This is a genomic window from Nocardiopsis trehalosi NBRC 14201 (assembly GCF_001552555.1).
Taxonomy (GTDB): domain Bacteria; phylum Actinomycetota; class Actinomycetes; order Streptosporangiales; family Streptosporangiaceae; genus Nocardiopsis_B; species Nocardiopsis_B trehalosi.
Map to the genome: position 1 here is coordinate 37,805 of NZ_BCRK01000019.1, position 16,476 is coordinate 54,280.

The window sequence follows — 16,476 nt, forward strand, 5'->3', positions numbered from 1 at the left end:
TGTGTCGCACTTCCGATGGGGGTCAGGCCGCCGTCGTGGCGAGCCGGATGACGGTCCAGGACACCGGGGGGAGGACGGCGGTCAGCCGGCCGCCGGACAGGGTGGTGTCCTTGTTGGGGCGGGGGCGCACCCGGTCGGGGTCCTCCGCGGTGTTGGTGGCGTAGACGTCGTCGTCGGAGAGGGTGAGGCACTCGGTGACCCGCTCAGCATCGAGGCCGCGGAGGTCGATGTCGAGGGTCAGCGGGTGGTCGGTGGACCGGTTCACGGCGAACACGGCGGCGGCCCCGTTGCCGGGGTCGTGGGTGGCGACGGCGTCGAGCACCGGGGCGTCGCCGTGGCGCTCGGTGGTGTACAGCGGCGCCTCGGGCTCCACCCGCAGCACGTGCCCCGCCGCCGCGCGGGCGGTCAGCGCGAAGGGGTGGAAGACCGTCTGCCGCCAGGCGGGGCCGCCCGGCTCGGTCATGATGGGCGCGATGACGTTGACGAGCTGCGCCTGGCTGGCCGCGGTCACCCGGTCGCTGTGCCGCAGCAGGGAGATCAGCAGGTTGCCGACGACGACGGCGTCGGCGAGGGAGTAGCGGTCCTCGATGACGCGGGGGGCGGTGGGCCAGTCGGTGCGCTGCTCCTCGCCCTGGAACCGGCTGAGGTACCAGACGTTCCACTCGTCGAAGGAGAGCATGATGCGCTTGCGCGCCTTGAGGCGGGCGCGGACGGCGTCGGCGGTGGCCGCCACGGACTCGATGAAGTGGTCCATGTCGGTTGCGGAGGCGAGGAAGCTGCCGAGGTCGCCGTCGTGCTCCTCGTAGTAGGCGTGCAGCGACACGTAGTCGACCGCGTCGTAGCACTCCTGGAGCACCTCGGCCTCCCAGGCGCCGAAGGTGGGCATGCCCGACCCGGAGCTGCCGCAGGCGACGAGCTCCAGCCCCGGGTCGCTCATCCGCATGGCGCGGGCGGTCCGGGCGGCCAGCCGCCCGTACTCGCGGGCGGTCATGTGGCCGACCTGCCAGGGGCCGTCCATCTCGTTGCCCAGGCACCACATGCGGACGCCGTGCGGCTCGGGGTGGCCGTGGGCGGCGCGGCGGTCGGACAGCTCGGTGCCGCCGGGGTGGTTGGCGTACTCCAGCAGGTCGAGGGCCTCCTGGACGCCCCGGGTGCCGAGGTTGACCGCCATCATCGGTTCGATGCCGAGCGACCGGGTCCACCGGATGAACTCGTTCAGGCCGAAGTGGTTGGTCTCGGTGCTGTGCCAGGCGAGGTCGCGGCGGACGGGGCGCCGCTCGCGCGGGCCGACGCCGTCCTCCCACCGGTAGCCGGAGACGAAGTTGCCGCCGGGGTAGCGCACGGTGGTCACCCCCAGTTCACGGGTGAGGTCGGCGACGTCGCGGCGGAACCCGTCGGCGTCGGCGGTGGGGTGGCCGGGCTCGTAGATACCGGTGTAGACGCAGCGGCCCATGTGTTCCACGAACGAGCCGAAGGTGCGGCGGTGGACGGGGGCGACGCGGAACGCGGGGTCGAGGGTCATGGCGGCGGTGAGCATGTGCGGGTCCCTGGAGTCTCGGCGGCGGGGCCGGTACGGGCGAGGCGGTGGCGGGCGGTGGGGCGGGCGGCCGCCGCGCGGCGGCCGCCCGTGCGGGTCAGGGGGCGAGCCGGGGCCAGCCGCCGGACCAGGTGACGGCCTCGATCCCGAGGCGGAACGCCCCGGGGGTGTCGTAGGGGCCGTAGCGGTGGTAGGCGATGTAGGCGCCGCCGGGGCCGGACAGCGACTGGCCGCCGGCGGCGACGTCGGCGCCGCGGCCGGCGAGCAGCACGGTGCCGCCGCCCTGGAGGAGGGGGACCCCGGCGCGGTCGACGTAGGGGCCGGTCACCGAGGTGGAGCGGCCGACGGCGATCCGGTAGGTGCTGTCGAGTCCGGCGCAGCAGGTGTCGAAGGAGACGAACAGGTAGTAGTAGCCGCCGCGGTGGACGATGTAGGGCGCCTCGACGGCGTTGGGCGGCGAGCGGCGGTCGGCCAGGTGCAGCACCTCGGCGCCGGGCACGGCGGTGCCGGAGGGCCAGGACAGCTCCACCATGCGGATGCCGCTCCAGAACGAGCCGAACGCCATCCACGGGGTGCCGTCGGCGTCCTCGACGATGCCGGGGTCGATGGCGTTGTAGGGGTCGCCGCTGTGCGACTCGAACACCTTGCCCCGGTCGGTCCAGCCGTAGTCGGGGTCGTCGGGGTCGAGGGTGGGGCTGGTGGCCAGGCCGATGAGGGAGCGGTTGGAGCCGAAGGTGGACGCCGAGTAGTAGAGGTAGTAGGTGCCGTCGTGCTCGTAGACCTCGGGCGCCCACAGGTTGGTGGCGCCGGGGATCTCCCGGGTGATCCAGGCGGGCTTGGTGCGCCAGACGTGCCCGGCGGGGGTCCAGTCGTCGCCGTCGGGCGAGGTGTGGATGGTGATGTTGCCGTCGGCGACGGCGGCGTCGCCGGTGCCGAAGACGTACCAGTCCTCGCCGGCGCCGCCGGCGACGAGGGCGGGGTCGTGGACGGCGACGTCGACGGGGTCGGCGGCCGCGGGGGCGGCGGTGGCCGCGGCGAGGGGGACGGCGGCGGCGAGGGCGGCCGCGGCCGCCGCGGCCCGCAGTCCGGTGGGGGTGGAGACGTGCATGGGGGACTCTCCTTCGGACGGTCGGTGCTCACTTCAGCCCGGCGTCGGTGACGCCGCGGACGACTTGGCGCTGGAAGAGCAGGAAGACGACGATCAACGGGAGGGCGCCGAGGACGGCGGCCGCCATGTTCTGCGCGTACTGGATGCCGTAGGCGCCCTGGACGGTGCCCAGGCCCACGGGGACGGTCATCAGAGCGGGGTCGTTGGTCGCCACGAACGGCCACAGGAAGTTGTTCCACGCCTGGACGAAGGTGAAGATGGCGACCGCGGCGAGGATCGGGGCGGACATCGGCAGGACGACGCTCCACAGGACGCGCAGGTGGCCGGCGCCGTCGAGGCGGGCGGCCTCCTGGTAGTCGCGGGGGATGCCCTCGAAGAACCGGGTGAGGACGAACACGAACACCGGGGCGACGACCTGGGGCAGCGCGACGCCCCAGTAGGTGTCGACCAGCCCCAGGGCGGTCATCTGGTCGAACAGCGGGACGATGAGGACCTGCGGCGGCACCAGGATGCCCGCGAGGAACAACGCGAACAGCGCCCGGCGGCCGGGGAACGCGGTCGCGGCGAACCCGTAGGCGGCGAGCACGCACACCACCAGGGTGAGCACGGTGACCGCGGTGGAGACGGCCACGCTGTTCACCAGCCACTGCTGGAGGTCGCCGCGGGCCAGGATGCTGCGGTAGGCCGCGAAGGTGGGCTCCAGCGGCAGCCACCGGACGGGGACGGCGGTGGTCTCGGCCTCGGGCTTGAGCGAGGTGAGCACCGCCCACGCCAGCGGGACCAGCCAGAGCACGGCGAGGACGAGCGCGGAGACGGTGGCGGCGGCGCCGACGGGGGTGACGCGCCGGCGGCGGGGGGTGCGGCGGACGGTGCGGCGGACGGCCGGGGCGGTGGCGCTCACTCGGCCTCCTTGCGGGAGAAGAGGCGGAACTGCAGGACGGAGACGGCGACCACCACGGCGAAGAACAGGTAGGAGACCGCCGACGCGTAGCCGATGCGCAGCCCGGTGAACCCGGACTCGAAGACGTAGCCGATGATCGGCCGGGCGGCGTAGTTGGGCCCGCCCGACCCCGCGGTCATGAGGTACGCCTGGTCGAACAGCTTGAGCGAGGCCACCAGCTGCAGCAGCACGACCAGGGCGGTGGTGCGGCGCAGCAGCGGCAGGGTGACGCGGGTGAGGCGCTGCCACGCCCCGGCGCCGTCGATGGCGGCGGCCTCGTACACGTGGCCGGGGATGCCCTGGAGGGCGGCGAGGTAGAGCAGGTAGTTGAACCCGGCGGTCCACCAGACGGTGGTGACCGCGATGGCGGCGAGCACGGTGTCCTCGTCGGTCAGCCAGGCCACCTCGGGCAGGCCGACCGCCTGGAGCGCGCCGTTGACCACGCCGAACCCGGGCTGGTACATCCAGGTCCAGATCAGGGTGACCACGGCCACCGGGAGCAGGAACGGCGCGAAGAACGAGAACCGCAGGAACCAGCCGAGGCGGGCGGCGACGCGCTGCGTGAGCACCGCCATCGCCAGCGCCACGGCCACCAGCGGCGGGGTGCTGATGAGGGTGAACAGCAGGGTGGTCCACAGCGAGCGCCAGACGGCGGCGTCGCCGGCCAGTTCGCGCCAGTTGGCCAGCCCGACGAACGCCGCGTCGGGGCGGGCCAGGCTGCGGTCGGTGAAGCTCGCCCACAGCCCGGCGAGCATGGGCCAGACCAGGAACACCGCGAACAGCACGGCGAACGGCAGGACGAACCCCAGGCCGGCCAGGGAGGCGCGGCGGCGGGCGGGGCGGGCGGCGGGCGGGCGGGGGCGCGGCGGCGTCGCCGCGGCGGCGGGTACGGTCATGCGGGCCTCCCAGCGGGCGGCGGGCGGTGGGCGCGGCGGGGCGTCACACCGGCTCCGGGGTGTCGATGAGCCGCTCGGCGGCCCGGCGGAAGCGGGCCAGCGCCTCTTCGGGGGTGGCCGACCCGTTGTGGACGCCGGCCATCACGGAGTTCGCCTCGGCGAACAGCGGGGCGGCCGACCCGCTGAACCACGCCTCCGGGTCGAACTGGACGTCCTCGGCGGCGTGCCGGTACTCGGCCTGGGGCCGCAGCTCCGCGTACTCCGCGCTCTCGGCGACGGGGAGGTAGGCCGGGGTGTGGCCGCCGCCGGCCCACACGATGCTGTTCTTGAGCATCCAGGCGGCGTACTCGACGGCGGTGCGCACGGCGCGGTCGTCGCGGGTGCGGCGGTGCGGCAGGACGAGCACGTGGCAGTCGCCCTGGCCCAGTTCGGCGCCGAAGATACCCGGGAACGGGCGCATCCCGAAGTCCATGCCGGCCGTCTGGAAGGTGGGCAGCTCCCAGTTGCCCGCGAACATCAGCCCGGCGATGCCGTTCTGGAAGTTGGCGGGGGTGCCGGGGGCGTCGGAGGCGGGCGGCGCCAGCCCGTCGTCGCAGACCCGGCGCAGGAAGTCCAGGGCCTGGAGGGCCAGGTCGTCGTCCAGGCCGAGCCCGCCGTCGAAGGTCATCTCCCCGCCGAGCTGGCGGTACAGCGACCAGAACTGGCGCCAGGCCCCGGTGGTGTCCATGACGACGCCGAAGTGGCCGGTGGCCTCCTTGACGGCGGCGAGCACGTCGAGGAACTCCTCGGGGCCGGAGGTGGCGACGAGGCTCCCGTCGGGTTCGAGGACGCCGGCGCGCTCGCACGCCCCGCGCTCGTAGTAGGTGACGACCAGGTGGGTGTCGAGCGGGACCGCGTACAACTCGCCGTCGACCACGCACTTGTCCCACACGTTGGGCAGCACGTCGTCGCGGGTGACCCCGTACTCGGCGAGCAGGTCCGCCGGGACCGGGTCGATGAGGGTGCCCGCGCCCATGCCGCGCAGCCGCGAGGCGTGCAGGGTGGCGACGTCGAACGCGCGCCCGCCGGCGGCGCCCATGGCGAACTTGGTGTAGTAGGGGTTGCCCCACAGGTAGGTGGTGGGGCGCAGCTCGACACCGGGGTGCTCCCGCGTGTAGGCGTCGTGCATCTCGACCATGCGGGCGCCGTCGCCGCCGGTGAACAGGTTCCATTGGCGCAGCGGTGTCCGGCCGCCGGCGGCGGACGCGCCGCAGCCGGCCAGGCCGAGCCCGGCGGCGGCCAGCCCGCCGGCCAGGAACGCGCGGCGGCCGGGCCCCGCCGCCGGAGGTGGGGTGCTGGTGGTGCGCATGTCGGCTCCTCGTGTTGCCCTAGCGCCGGTGCGGCCGTCCCCCCGGCCGCGGGTCGGTGGTCGCGGACCTCGCGCGGCGGCGCGGTGCGCCGTCGCGCGGCGCCCCGCGCGTGCCCCGTCCGCCGCCCGGGTGCGCCGCCGCAGCGGGCGGCGGCGCGGTCCCGGTCGCGCGGTCCGCGATCGTGGATCAGACCCGGACGTACTCGATGCCGGCGAGCCGGCAGAAGACCTCCCAGTCGGCCGCGGTGCGGCCGAGGTTCATCACCATGTGGTGGGTGCCGCCGGCGCGCAGCCAGGCGTCCATGCAGCCGCGCACCCCCGACTCCGGTCGGAACTGGCCGTAGGGCATCTCCAGCGCGGGCAGCTCCGGGGAGTCGAGCACCTCGCCCTCGGCGACGACCAGCCGGAAGTCCTCACCGCCCAGCGCCACCAGGGAGGCGAGCGTGGCCGGCCCCGGCTGGACGCGGAACAGCAGGGTGGGCGGGTCGTCCAGGCCGCCGATGCCCAGCGGGCGCTTGATCAGCCGGACCGGCTCGTCGGACCGCGCGACCTTCCAGTTGCCCTCCCCCATGTGGCTCATCAGGATCGAGTCGCTGGGAAAGTCCATGGCGTACATCTCGGTGAAGTGGCCGTCCCCGGCGAGCCGGTGGCCCGCGTGCACGATCGACGCGGCCAGCACGTCGCCCTCGCCGGCGAACCCGTAGCCCTTGGCCATGAGGCTGGAGGCGGCGGCCATGGGCAGCCGGGCGAACCGGCCGTCCTCGCCGATGGCGTCGAAGTGGGTGGAGTACGCGCCGCAGCCGTGCTCGGTCAGCAGGTGCTCGATGCCGAGCTGCATCCGCGCGTGGTCCTCGCGCTCCTCCTTGGACAGCCGCGGGTCGACCTCGAACCGGGCGTCCTCCCACGCCATCAGGTCGGTGACCGCGCCGTCGGGCAGGCCGGACATGGTGCGGTGCAGCGCCCCCGGGGCGATCACCTGGATCTCCACGCCGAGCCGGCGCAGCAGCGCGGTCTCGTCCACCCGGGCGTCGCCCATGCCGTTCATGGCGTAGCCGAACACGCCCACCCGCAGCCGCTTCCAGGCGGTGACGGCGCGGGCCGCCCGCGCCCACCGGCCGACCCGGTCGCGGAAGGCGTCGCTGGGCCACTCCTCGGTGACCACGTCGAACGGCAGCCCGGCCCGCACCATGGCGTTGGCGGTGTCCTGCGCGCCGTGGATGCCCTGGTTGTAGGTCATGTCGGCCATGTCCCAGGCGGGGGTGACCGCCGGGTCGGGCTGGATGTTGGCCAGGCAGACGGGCAGCCGCATCTGCGCGAACAGGCGGGTGACGCGCAGCGAGGGGCCGTAGGTGAGCATCACGACGAGGACCCCGTCGAGGTCGTCGTTCTCGAACCCGCGCATCGCCCGCTCGGCGTCGGCGCGGCCGCGCACCGGTTCGCTGACGACGCAGTCGGCGACCTCGGCCAGGCTCTCGGCGATCCGCCGCGCGTAGGCGGCCTGGCGCTCGGTGATGCCGGGGACCATGTCGTCGTAGAGGGGCTGCATGATGCCCAGGATTCCGATGCTGGGGAGGCGTTCGGTCACGAGTGGGTTCCTCTCGGCTGGCCGTAGGCGTTCTGGTAGCGGTCGTAGAGGGCGTCGATGTGCTCCTGCGGCAGCCGGGACACGGGCCCGTGCTCGCGGGCCAGGTGGACCGTGCGGGCGACGTCCTCGCACATCACCGCCGCCTTGACCGCCGACCGCGCGTCGCGCCCGATGGTGAAGACGCCGTGGGAGCGCATCAGCACCGCCGGGGAGCGGCGGCCGCGCAGCGTGGCGACGATGCCCCGGCCGATGTCGTCCCCGCCGATGAGCGCGAAGGGGCCGACCGGGATGTCGTCGCCGAACTCGTCGGCCATGGCGGTGACCGCGCACGGCACGGGCTCGCCGCGGGCGGCCCACGCGGTGGCGTAGGGGCTGTGGGTGTGCACGACGCCGCCGACCTCGGGCATCTCCCGGTAGACGTAGGCGTGCGCGCCGGTGTCGCTGGAGGGGGCGTGCGCGCCCTCCACGGCGGTGCCGTCGAGGTCGCACACCACCATGGAGTCGGGGGTGAGGTCGTCGTAGGTGACCCCGCTGGGCTTGATGACCATGAGGCCGGTCCCGGGGACCCGGGCGGAGATGTTTCCGCTGGTCCAGGTCACCAGGTTCCAGCGGGTGAGTTCGGCGTGCAGGGCGCACACCTCGCGGCGGGCGGCCGCGACGGCGTCGGCGGCCTGGGGGGCGATGGCGGTCATGGCGTCCTTCACCGGGTGAGGCTGCGGTTGCGGAGGGCGCGCAGGCGGTGCAGCGCGTCGCTGCCGCCGCGCCCGAAGTGGTCGTGCAGTTCGGTGTAGATGCGGTAGAGGTCGTCGTAGACGGCGGCCCGCCCGGGGTCGGGCACGACGGCGTCGCGGGTGGCCCCGCCCATGGCGGCGGAGGCGGCGGCGATGTCGGGGTGGGCGCCGGCGGCGACCGCGGCGTGGATGGCCGAGCCGAGCGCGGGCGCCTCGTCGGAGTCGGCGACGTGCAGGGGGCGGTCGAGGACGTCGGCGTAGATGCGGGTGACGAACGCGTTGCGCTTCAGGCCGCCGGCCAGGGTGACCTCCTCCACCGGCACGCCGGCGCCGGCGAACGCGTCGAGGATGGTGCGGGTGCCGAACGCGGTGGCCTCCACCAGGGCGGCGTAGACGTCCTCGGGCCGGGTGGCGAGGGTCAGCCCGGCGACGACGCCGGACAGGTCGTGGTCGACCAGGACCGACCGGTTGCCGCTGTGCCAGTCGAGGGCGATGAGGCCGTGCGCGCCGACGGGCCGCTCGGCGGCCTTGCGCGACAGCAGCTCGTGCGCGGTGACGCCGAGGTCGGCGGCCTCGCGGGCGTACTCGGCGGGGAACAGGCGGTCGGTGAACCAGCCGAAGATGTCACCGACCCCGCTCTGCCCGGCCTCGTAGCCCCACAGCCCGGGGGCGATGCCGTCGCGGACCACGCCGCACATGCCGGGCACCTCGGCGGCCGCGGTGCCGTTCATGACGTGGCAGGTGCTGGTGCCCATGACCGCGAGCATCCGCCCGGGGGCGACGGTCTGCGCGGCGGCGGCGGTGACGTGCGCGTCGACGTTGCCGACGGCCACCGCGATGCCCTCGGGCAGCCCGGTCCAGGCGGCGGCCCGCTCGGTGAGGCCGCCGGCGCGGCCGCCCAGCTGGGCCAGCGGGTGGGCGATCTTGTCCTCGGCGAACCCGGCGAAGCGGGGGTCGAGGGCGGCGAGGTAGTCGCGGCTGGGCCAGGCCCCGTCCTGGTGCATGCCCTTGTAGCCGGCGGTGCAGACGTTGCGGGTCTCGCGGCCGCACAGCTCCCAGACGATCCAGTCGGCGGCCTCGATCCACCGTTCGGTGCGGTGGTAGACCTCCGCGTCCTCGCGGAGCACCTGCAGGCCCTTGGCGAACTCCCACTCCGAGGAGATCCGCCCGCCGTAGCGGGCCAGCCAGGGTTCGCCGCGCTCGGCGGCGAGCGCGGTGATCTCGTCGGCCTCGCGCTGGGCGGCGTGGTGCTTCCACAGCTTGGGGTAGGCGTGCGGGCGGTCCGCGAACCCGGGCAGCTCGCACAGCGGCGTGCCGTCGGCGGTGGTCGGCAGCACGGTGCAGGCGGTGAAGTCGGTGCCGATCCCGATGACGGCGGACGCCGGGACCCCGCTGGCGGCGAGGGCCTTGGGGACGGCGTCGGCGAGGACGGCCCGGTAGTCGGCCGGGACCTGCAGCGCGGTGTCGGGGGGCAGCGGGACGGAGGAGCCGGGCAGGGCGGTCTCGACGACGCCGTGCGCGTAGGGGTGGACGGCGGTGGCGAGTTCGGCGCCGTCGCGGACGCGGACCACGACGGCCCGGCCGGAGAGGGTGCCGAAATCGACGCCGATCACGACCGCGTCGTTGTTGTTAGCGCTAACAATGGCGGGCACGGGGGGCTCCTGGGGGTCGGTCGGACTACGCTCGGGGTGCGGCCGCGGTGCTCGTACGGACGACCAGGCGGGCGGGGACGACGTGGCGCGCGGGGGCGGCGGAGGCGCCGTCGGCCAGCCGCAGCCGTTCCAGCAGCAGCCGGATGCCGTGCCGGCCGACCTCGCTGAAGTCCTGCGCGACCGTGGTCAGCGGCGGGGTGAAGAACTCGGCCTCGGGGATGTCGTCGAACCCGACGACGCTGACGTCCTCGGGCACGCGCACCCCGGCCTCGGCGAGGGCGCGCAGCGCGCCCAGCGCCATCTGGTCGTTGGCGACGAACATCGCGGTGACGGAGCGGTCGCGGGCGAGCGCGCCGCCGAGGTCGTAGCCGGAGCGCGGCCGCCAGTCGCCGAAGAGCGGTTCGGGCACCGGCGCCCCGGCGGCCTCCAGGGCCCGCCGCCAGCCGGCCACCCGGTACTCGGCCTCCAGCCAGTGGCGCGGACCGGCGATGTGGTGCACGGTGCGGTGGCCGAGGTCGAGCAGGTGGCGGACGGCGAGTTCGGCACCGCCGCCCTGGTCGACGGTCGCCACGGGCAGGTCGGGGGCCTCGCCGCCCTCGACCGCCACCACCGGGCGGTCGGCGGCGGCGTCGGCCAGCCCTTCGACCACGGTCCGGTGCGGGGCGATGACGACGTAACCCTCGACCGCCTGCTGGGCGAGGTAGTCCATCGCCTCGCTGACCTCCTGGCGGGTGACCCGCTGGAGGGTGACGACGCTGAGGAAGTATCCGGCGGCACGGGCGGCCTGCTCGATCCCGGCGAGGGTCTGGGCGGGGCCGTAGAGGGTGGTGTCGAAGGCGACCACCCCGATGACCCCGGTGCGCCGGGTGACCAGCGCCCGCGCCGAGGAGTTGCGCCGGTAGCCCAGCTCCTCGATGGCGGCCTGGACCCGGGCCTGGGTCTCGGTCTTGACGTTGGGGTGGCCGTTGAGGACGCGCGAGACGGTCTGGTGGGAGACGCCCGCGAGCCGCGCGACGTCGGCCATGACGGGGCTGCGGCCGGATGGGACCGACATGCGGGAGCCACCCCCTTCGAGGGGCGCCGAAGCGCCCGAACGTGATGTGGGCTACATTGTTAGCGCTCACATTCACGACCGTCAAGGGTGGTCGCCCGAACGGTTTCCCCGGGGAGGGCCCGGCACGCGGGCCCGGCGGACCGGCCGCCGGTCCACTCTCCGGCATGCCCCGGGGCCCGCGCCGGGGCGGGCGGCTCAGGCGGGGCGCAGCCGGGTGTGCCAAGCGGTGGCCGAGGTGTCGGTCAGGGACGCGACCTGGTCGACCACCACGCGCAGCGCGGCCGCGTCGTCGGCCGCGCGCGCGTGGTCCTCGCGGAACGGAGCCTCCAGGGTGCCGGGCGCCCCGGCGGCGACGGCGGCGACGAGTTCGGCGATCAGCTCCCGCTCGCGCGCCCGGTGCGCCTGGGCCTCGCGGCTGGCCATGACGTAGTGCGCGGCGACGGCCTTCAGCAGCGCGCACTCCAGCAGCAGCCGGCGGGGCACCACCAGGTCGGCGGCGTAGCGGGTGAGCGGGGCGTCGCCGTGGACCGCGCGGGTGGCCCGCTCGGCGCCCCGGCAGAACCGGCCGATCAGCTCGCTGGTGAGGTTCTTCAGCGCCGCCAGCGAGGCCAGCCCGCCGTCGAACCCGCGCGGCCAGAAGGGCTCGGCCATCAGCTCGTCGAAGACGGCGGCGAGTTCGGCGGGGTCGGCGTCGCAGTAGGAGCGGGCGGCGACCGCGCACACCTCGGCGCGCTCGGCCGGGTCGGCCAGGCCGGCGTAGGAGACCAGGCCGGAGTACAGGCCGTCCTCCAGGTCGTGCACGGAGTAGGCGACGTCGTCGGACCAGTCCATGACCTGCGCCTCGAAGCAGGTGCGCAGGTCGGGGGCGCCGTCGCGGATCCAGTCGAAGACGCCGGTGTCGTCGGGGTAGCAGTTGAACTTGTGCGTGCCGGCGCGGCCGCCCCGCTGCCACGGGTACTTGAGGGTGGCGTCCAGGGCGGCCCGGGTGAGGTTGAGCCCGGCGCTGCGGCGCTCCGGCCCGTCGACCACGACCTTGCCCTCCAGCCGGGTGAGCAGCCGCAGGCTCTGCGCGTTGCCTTCGAACCCGCCGCAGGCCGCCGCGGCGGCGTCGAGCGCGGTCTCGCCGTTGTGCCCGAAGGGCGGGTGGCCGAGGTCGTGGGCGAGGCAGGCGGCCTCGACCAGGTCGGGGTCGCAGCCCAGGGCGGCGCCGAGTTCGCGGCCGATCTGCGCGCACTCCAGGGAGTGGGTGAGCCGGGTGCGCGGGAAGTCGCTGGCGCCCGGCCGCACGACCTGGGTCTTGGCGGCGAGCCGGCGCAGCGCGAAGCTGTGCAGGACGCGGGCCCGGTCGCGTTCGAACGGGCCGCGCGCCCGGTTCTTCTTCGCGGGTTCGGGGATCCAGCGCTCGCGGTCGCGCGGCGCGTAGCCGGGCGGAGCGGATTCGGTGGAGTCTGCCATGTGGGGTCCCCGACTGTCGGATGGATGCGAGGACGCGCGTCAGCTCGCGGCGTCGACCTCGATGTCGCTGCTGTCGCCGAAGATCCAGTAGTACCAGAGCGACGCGGTCTCGCGGGTGATGTACCAGAGCTGGGTCCGGCGCTCCAGGACGGCCGGACCCGACCGCGACGGCGAGGTGGCGGCCTCCATGGCGAAGTCCTCGGCCATCACGCGCGACCGCAGGCTGTGCCAGGGGTCGGTGACGATGACGGCGGTCGACCAGCCGCGCTGCTGGAACACGGCCGACACCATCTCGACGCTCTCCAGGGTGTCGCTGCCCTGCTCGATGGCGACGATGGCGTCGGCGGGCACGCCCCCCGAGGCGGCGAGCCAGTCGCGGCCGCTGCCGCCCTCGGTGTAGGCGTCGCCGGGCTGGTTGCCGCCGACGGTGACGATCATCGGCGCGACGCCCTCGGCGTAGAGGTCGGCGGCGTGCTGGAGGCGGGCCTCGAAGATGGGCGACGGCACCCCGTTGTACTGGCTGGCGCCCAGGACGACGATCGCGTCCGAGGCGGGGCGGTCGTCGAGGCGGGCGGTGTACCAGACCCACGCCCAGGTGCCGGGCGGCAGCGCGATCGCCACCAGGACCACCAGGGCGACGAACCGGCCCCAGCGGAAGCGGCGGCGCTGCCGCCGGCCCGCCGGGCGGCGGGGGCCGCCGTAGGGGTCGGGGTCGCGGTCGGCGTACGGATCGGGGTCGCGGTCGCCGTAGGGATCGCCGTAGGGACCGGGGTCGGCGTAGCGGCCCGGGCCGCCGTCGGACCCGGTGTCCGGGTCCGGATCGGCGTAGGCGTCCGGGCCGGGCGCGCCGTGGTCGTCGCGGCGCAGCGTCCGGGTGCTGTCGGCGGCCGGCCGGGTGAACGCGCGGGTGGTGGCGGCACCGCCGGGGTCGCCGGCGCCGGGGTCGTCCATGGGCCGGGGCAGGGCGCCGGCGGGCTGCCGGACGAAGCCGCGGACGCGGTCGTCGGGGCGCTCGGGGGCGCCGTCGGCCGGCCGGGCGGATTCGGGTACGCCGCGGGTGAAGGCCCTGGTGGCCTCGGCGTCCGGGGACCCGTCCCCGCGCGGCCCGTCGCCGCGTCCGTCGCCCGCTGTCCGCACCTCTCACCCCCGCACCGTGACCGGATGGCCTGACGATAGCCCACGTCCGGGCGCATCGGCGCCGCTCGACCGGGCGCGGCCGTCAGCACATATTACGGGAAGGTCACGACCGTTCGGTCCGCCCGCCGTACGTCAGCGGCGCGCCGCGGCCCGCCCGGCCTCCAACCGGGCCACCGGGACGCGGAACGGCGAGCAGGACACGTAGTCGAGCCCCGCCGCGTGGAAGAAGTGCACCGACACGGGGTCACCGCCGTGCTCGCCGCAGATGCCGAGCTTGATCCCGGGCCGGGCGCGGCGGCCCTCCTCGACGGCGATGCGGATGAGCCGGCCGACGCCGTCGACGTCCAGCGACTCGAACGGGGAGACGCCGAACACGCCCTTCTCCAGGTAGGCGGAGAAGAACGACGCCTCGACGTCGTCGCGCGAGAAGCCCCACACGGTCTGCGTGAGGTCGTTGGTGCCGAACGAGAAGAACTCGGCGTGCTCCGCGATCTGCCCCGCGGTCAGCGCGGCCCGCGGCAGCTCGATCATGGTCCCGACCGGGAAGTCCAGCTCGACGCCGTACTCCTCGCCCACCTCGGCCAGGACGCGCAGCGAGGCGTCGCGGATGATCTCCAGCTCCTGCACCGTGCCGACCAGCGGGATCATGACCTCCGGCCGGGGCCGCCCACCGGCCCGCAGGCGCTCGGCGGCGGCCCGCGCGATCGCCCGCACCTGCATGGTGAACAGGCCGGGCACGACCAGGCCCAGCCGGACCCCGCGCAGGCCGAGCATGGGGTTCTGCTCGTGCAGCCGGTGCACGGCCTGGAGCAGCCGCAGGTCGTTCTCGTGCTTCTCGCCGCGCGCCTCGGCCACCGCCACGCGCACCGACAGCTCGGTGATGTCGGGCAGGAACTCGTGCAGCGGGGGGTCGAGCAGCCGCACGGTCACCGGCAGGCCGTCCATGGCCGCCAGCAGCTCCACGAAGTCGTCCTGCTGGAGTGGCAGCAGGGTGTCCAGCGCCTCCTCCTGCTCCTCCTCGGTGTCGGCGAGGATCAGCCGCTCCACGAGCTGGCGGCGGTCGCCGAGGAACATGTGCTCGGTGCGGCACAGGCCGATGCCCTGGGCGCCCATGCGGCGGGCGCGGGCGGCGTCCTCGGCGTTGTCGGCGTTGGCGCGCACGTAGAGGCGGCGGGCGGCGTCGACGTAGTGCATGATGCGGTGCACGGCGCGCACCAGGTCGTCGGCCTGGTCGGAGGCGGGGTCGATCTCGCCCTCGAAGTAGCGCACGACCGGCGACGCCACCACCGGGACCGCGCCGAGGAACACCTCGCCGGTGGTGCCGTCGATGGAGATGACGTCGCCCTCCTCCACGGTGGTCCCGTCGGGGGCGGTCAGCCGCCGGTTCTTGGTGTCGACGTCGATCTCCTCGGCGCCGCACACGCAGGTCTTGCCCATGCCCCGGGCGACCACCGCGGCGTGCGAGGTCTTGCCGCCGCGGCTGGTGAGGATGCCCTGGGCGGCGATCATCCCCTCCAGGTCGTCGGGGTTGGTCTCGCGGCGGCACAGGATGACGTCCTCGCCGCTGCGCGACCACTTGATGGCGGTGTAGGAGTCGAAGACCGCCCGGCCGACGGCGGCTCCGGGCGAGGCGTTCATGCCGCGGCCGAGCCGGGTGCGCTCGGCGCCCTCGTCGAAGCGGGGGAACATGAGCTGGGCGAGCTGGTCGCCGGTGACGCGGGCGACGGCCTCGTCCAGGGTGATGACCCCCTGGTCGACGAGCTGGTCGGCGATGCGGAACGCGGCCGCCGCGGTGCGCTTGCCGACGCGGGTCTGCAGCATCCAGAGCCGGCCGCGCTCGATGGTGAACTCGATGTCGCACAGGTCGCGGTAGTGGTTCTCCAGCCGCTCCATGATGGACATGAGCTCGTCGTAGCTGCGCTTGTCGATGCGCTCCAGGTCGCCGAGCGGAACGGTGTTGCGGATGCCGGCGACCACGTCCTCGCCCTGGGCGTTCTGCAGGTAGTCGCCGTAGACGCCCTGCCGGCCGGAGGCGGGGTCGCGGGTGAACGCCACACCGGTGCCGGAGTCCATGCCGAGGTTGCCGAACACCATGGCGCAGACGTTGACGGCGGTGCCGAGGTCGGCGGGGATGCGCTCCTGGCGGCGGTAGAGCACGGCGCGGGGGGCGTTCCAGGAGGAGAAGACGGCCCGGACGGCGAGGTCCATCTGCTCGCGGGGGTCGTCGGGGAAGGCGCGGCCGGTCCGCTCGGCGACGATGCCCTTGAACACCTCGACCAGCTTGCGGAGGTCGTCGGCGTCGAGGCCGACGTCGCTGGTGACGCCCTTGTCGCGCTTGGCCGCCTCGATGGCGTCCTCGAACAGCTCGCCGTCGATGCCCTGCACCGTCCGGCCGAACATCTGGATCAGGCGGCGGTAGGAGTCCCAGGCGAAGCGCGCGTCGCCGGACTGGGCGGCGAGGCCTTCGACGGAGGCGTCGTTGAGGCCGATGTTGAGGACGGTCTCCATCATGCCGGGCATGGAGAACGCGGCGCCGGAGCGGACGCTGACGAGCAGGGGGTCGTCGGCCTGGCCGAGCCGCTTGCCCATGGCCGCCTCCAGCGCGGCGAGCCGTTCGGCGACCTCGCCGGCGAGGCCGTCGGGTACCTCGCCGTGCTCCAGGTAGTGCCGGCACGCCTCGGTGGTGATGGTGAAGCCGGGCGGTACCGGCAGGCCGAGGTTGGTCATCTCGGCGAGGTTGGCGCCCTTGCCGCCGAGCAGCTCCTTGAGGTCCTTGTTGCCCTCGCTGAATTCGTACACGTACTTCGGCACGGGAGGCTCCCTGCTTCTCATCCGCCCGGACCCGCCGCCCGGACCGGGATGGCGCGACTCTAACCCAGCGCCGCCGATCAACTCCGCCACTACAGCCTCCATCTCGACGTCGCCGCAGGTCAAGACCGCATGACCGGTATAGACCAATGGTTCAGAGTCGCCGCGTGCGCCCCACCCGCCCCGGCGGCCCCGCCCGGCGCGTCGCGGCGCCCGCCGCCGCGA

At 74.5% G+C, this 16,476-nt stretch carries 12 protein-coding genes; all 12 read right to left on the reverse strand.

All coding sequences use genetic code 11. From position 1 onward, the window contains the following. Positions 1 to 22 precede the first annotated feature (22 nt). Positions 23 to 1,537: an arabinosylfuranosidase ArfA gene (gene arfA / locus NT8_RS05850; protein ID WP_067965054.1), complete on the reverse strand. Its 1,515-nt coding sequence runs from the start codon at positions 1,535 to 1,537 to the stop codon at positions 23 to 25. 97 nt (positions 1,538 to 1,634) lie between these two features. Beyond that, a complete protein-coding gene (locus NT8_RS05855; protein WP_067965055.1) occupies positions 1,635 to 2,645 on the reverse strand; it encodes an arabinan endo-1,5-alpha-L-arabinosidase in 1,011 nt (336 codons plus the stop codon). A gap of 28 nt (positions 2,646 to 2,673) precedes the next feature. Next, positions 2,674 to 3,546, reverse strand: a complete 873-nt coding sequence (locus NT8_RS05860; RefSeq protein ID WP_067965057.1) for a carbohydrate ABC transporter permease — start codon at positions 3,544 to 3,546, stop codon at positions 2,674 to 2,676. Next, entirely contained in the window at positions 3,543 to 4,481 is a 939-nt protein-coding gene (locus NT8_RS05865; protein ID WP_067965059.1) for a carbohydrate ABC transporter permease, read from the reverse strand. The genes NT8_RS05860 and NT8_RS05865 overlap by 4 nt, the downstream gene beginning before the upstream one ends. Before the next feature lie 43 nt (positions 4,482 to 4,524). Beyond that, entirely contained in the window at positions 4,525 to 5,829 is a 1,305-nt protein-coding gene (locus NT8_RS05870; protein WP_067965061.1) for an extracellular solute-binding protein, read from the reverse strand. A 187-nt stretch (positions 5,830 to 6,016) separates the two neighbouring features. Then, positions 6,017 to 7,375: an L-fucose/L-arabinose isomerase family protein gene (locus NT8_RS05875; protein WP_245646048.1), complete on the reverse strand. Its 1,359-nt coding sequence runs from the start codon at positions 7,373 to 7,375 to the stop codon at positions 6,017 to 6,019. A gap of 35 nt (positions 7,376 to 7,410) precedes the next feature. Beyond that, on the reverse strand, positions 7,411 to 8,106 hold the full coding sequence (locus NT8_RS05880; RefSeq protein ID WP_067965066.1) for an L-ribulose-5-phosphate 4-epimerase: 696 nt from the start codon (positions 8,104 to 8,106) through the stop codon (positions 7,411 to 7,413). Positions 8,107 to 8,114: 8 nt separating this feature from the next. Further along, on the reverse strand, positions 8,115 to 9,797 hold the full coding sequence (gene araB, locus NT8_RS05885; RefSeq protein WP_245646045.1) for a ribulokinase: 1,683 nt from the start codon (positions 9,795 to 9,797) through the stop codon (positions 8,115 to 8,117). A 25-nt stretch (positions 9,798 to 9,822) separates the two neighbouring features. Next, positions 9,823 to 10,851 carry a LacI family DNA-binding transcriptional regulator gene (locus NT8_RS05890; protein ID WP_174549529.1) on the reverse strand — a complete coding sequence of 343 codons (1,029 nt, stop codon included), beginning with the start codon at positions 10,849 to 10,851 and terminating at the stop codon, positions 9,823 to 9,825. Positions 10,852 to 11,046: 195 nt separating this feature from the next. Then, on the reverse strand, positions 11,047 to 12,306 hold the full coding sequence (locus tag NT8_RS05895; RefSeq protein WP_067965070.1) for a deoxyguanosinetriphosphate triphosphohydrolase: 1,260 nt from the start codon (positions 12,304 to 12,306) through the stop codon (positions 11,047 to 11,049). Between the two features lie 39 nt (positions 12,307 to 12,345). Next, positions 12,346 to 13,443, reverse strand: a complete 1,098-nt coding sequence (locus NT8_RS05900) for a YdcF family protein (RefSeq protein ID WP_084468667.1) — start codon at positions 13,441 to 13,443, stop codon at positions 12,346 to 12,348. A 132-nt stretch (positions 13,444 to 13,575) separates the two neighbouring features. Beyond that, positions 13,576 to 16,254: a pyruvate, phosphate dikinase gene (gene ppdK, locus NT8_RS05905; RefSeq protein WP_067965073.1), complete on the reverse strand. Its 2,679-nt coding sequence runs from the start codon at positions 16,252 to 16,254 to the stop codon at positions 13,576 to 13,578. Between the last annotated feature and the right edge of the window lie 222 nt (positions 16,255 to 16,476).

Coding starts and splice junctions, on each gene's coding strand:
- NT8_RS05890 (WP_174549529.1), bottom strand. CDS start 10,851: ATGTCGGTCCCATCCGGCCGCAGCCCCGTCATGGCCGACGTCGCGCGG.
- NT8_RS05855 (WP_067965055.1), bottom strand. CDS start 2,645: ATGCACGTCTCCACCCCCACCGGACTGCGGGCCGCGGCGGCCGCGGCC.
- NT8_RS05880 (WP_067965066.1), bottom strand. CDS start 8,106: ATGACCGCCATCGCCCCCCAGGCCGCCGACGCCGTCGCGGCCGCCCGC.
- NT8_RS05875 (WP_245646048.1), bottom strand. CDS start 7,375: ATGCAGCCCCTCTACGACGACATGGTCCCCGGCATCACCGAGCGCCAG.
- NT8_RS05895 (WP_067965070.1), bottom strand. CDS start 12,306: ATGGCAGACTCCACCGAATCCGCTCCGCCCGGCTACGCGCCGCGCGAC.
- arfA (WP_067965054.1), bottom strand. CDS start 1,537: ATGCTCACCGCCGCCATGACCCTCGACCCCGCGTTCCGCGTCGCCCCC.
- NT8_RS05870 (WP_067965061.1), bottom strand. CDS start 5,829: ATGCGCACCACCAGCACCCCACCTCCGGCGGCGGGGCCCGGCCGCCGC.
- NT8_RS05865 (WP_067965059.1), bottom strand. CDS start 4,481: ATGACCGTACCCGCCGCCGCGGCGACGCCGCCGCGCCCCCGCCCGCCC.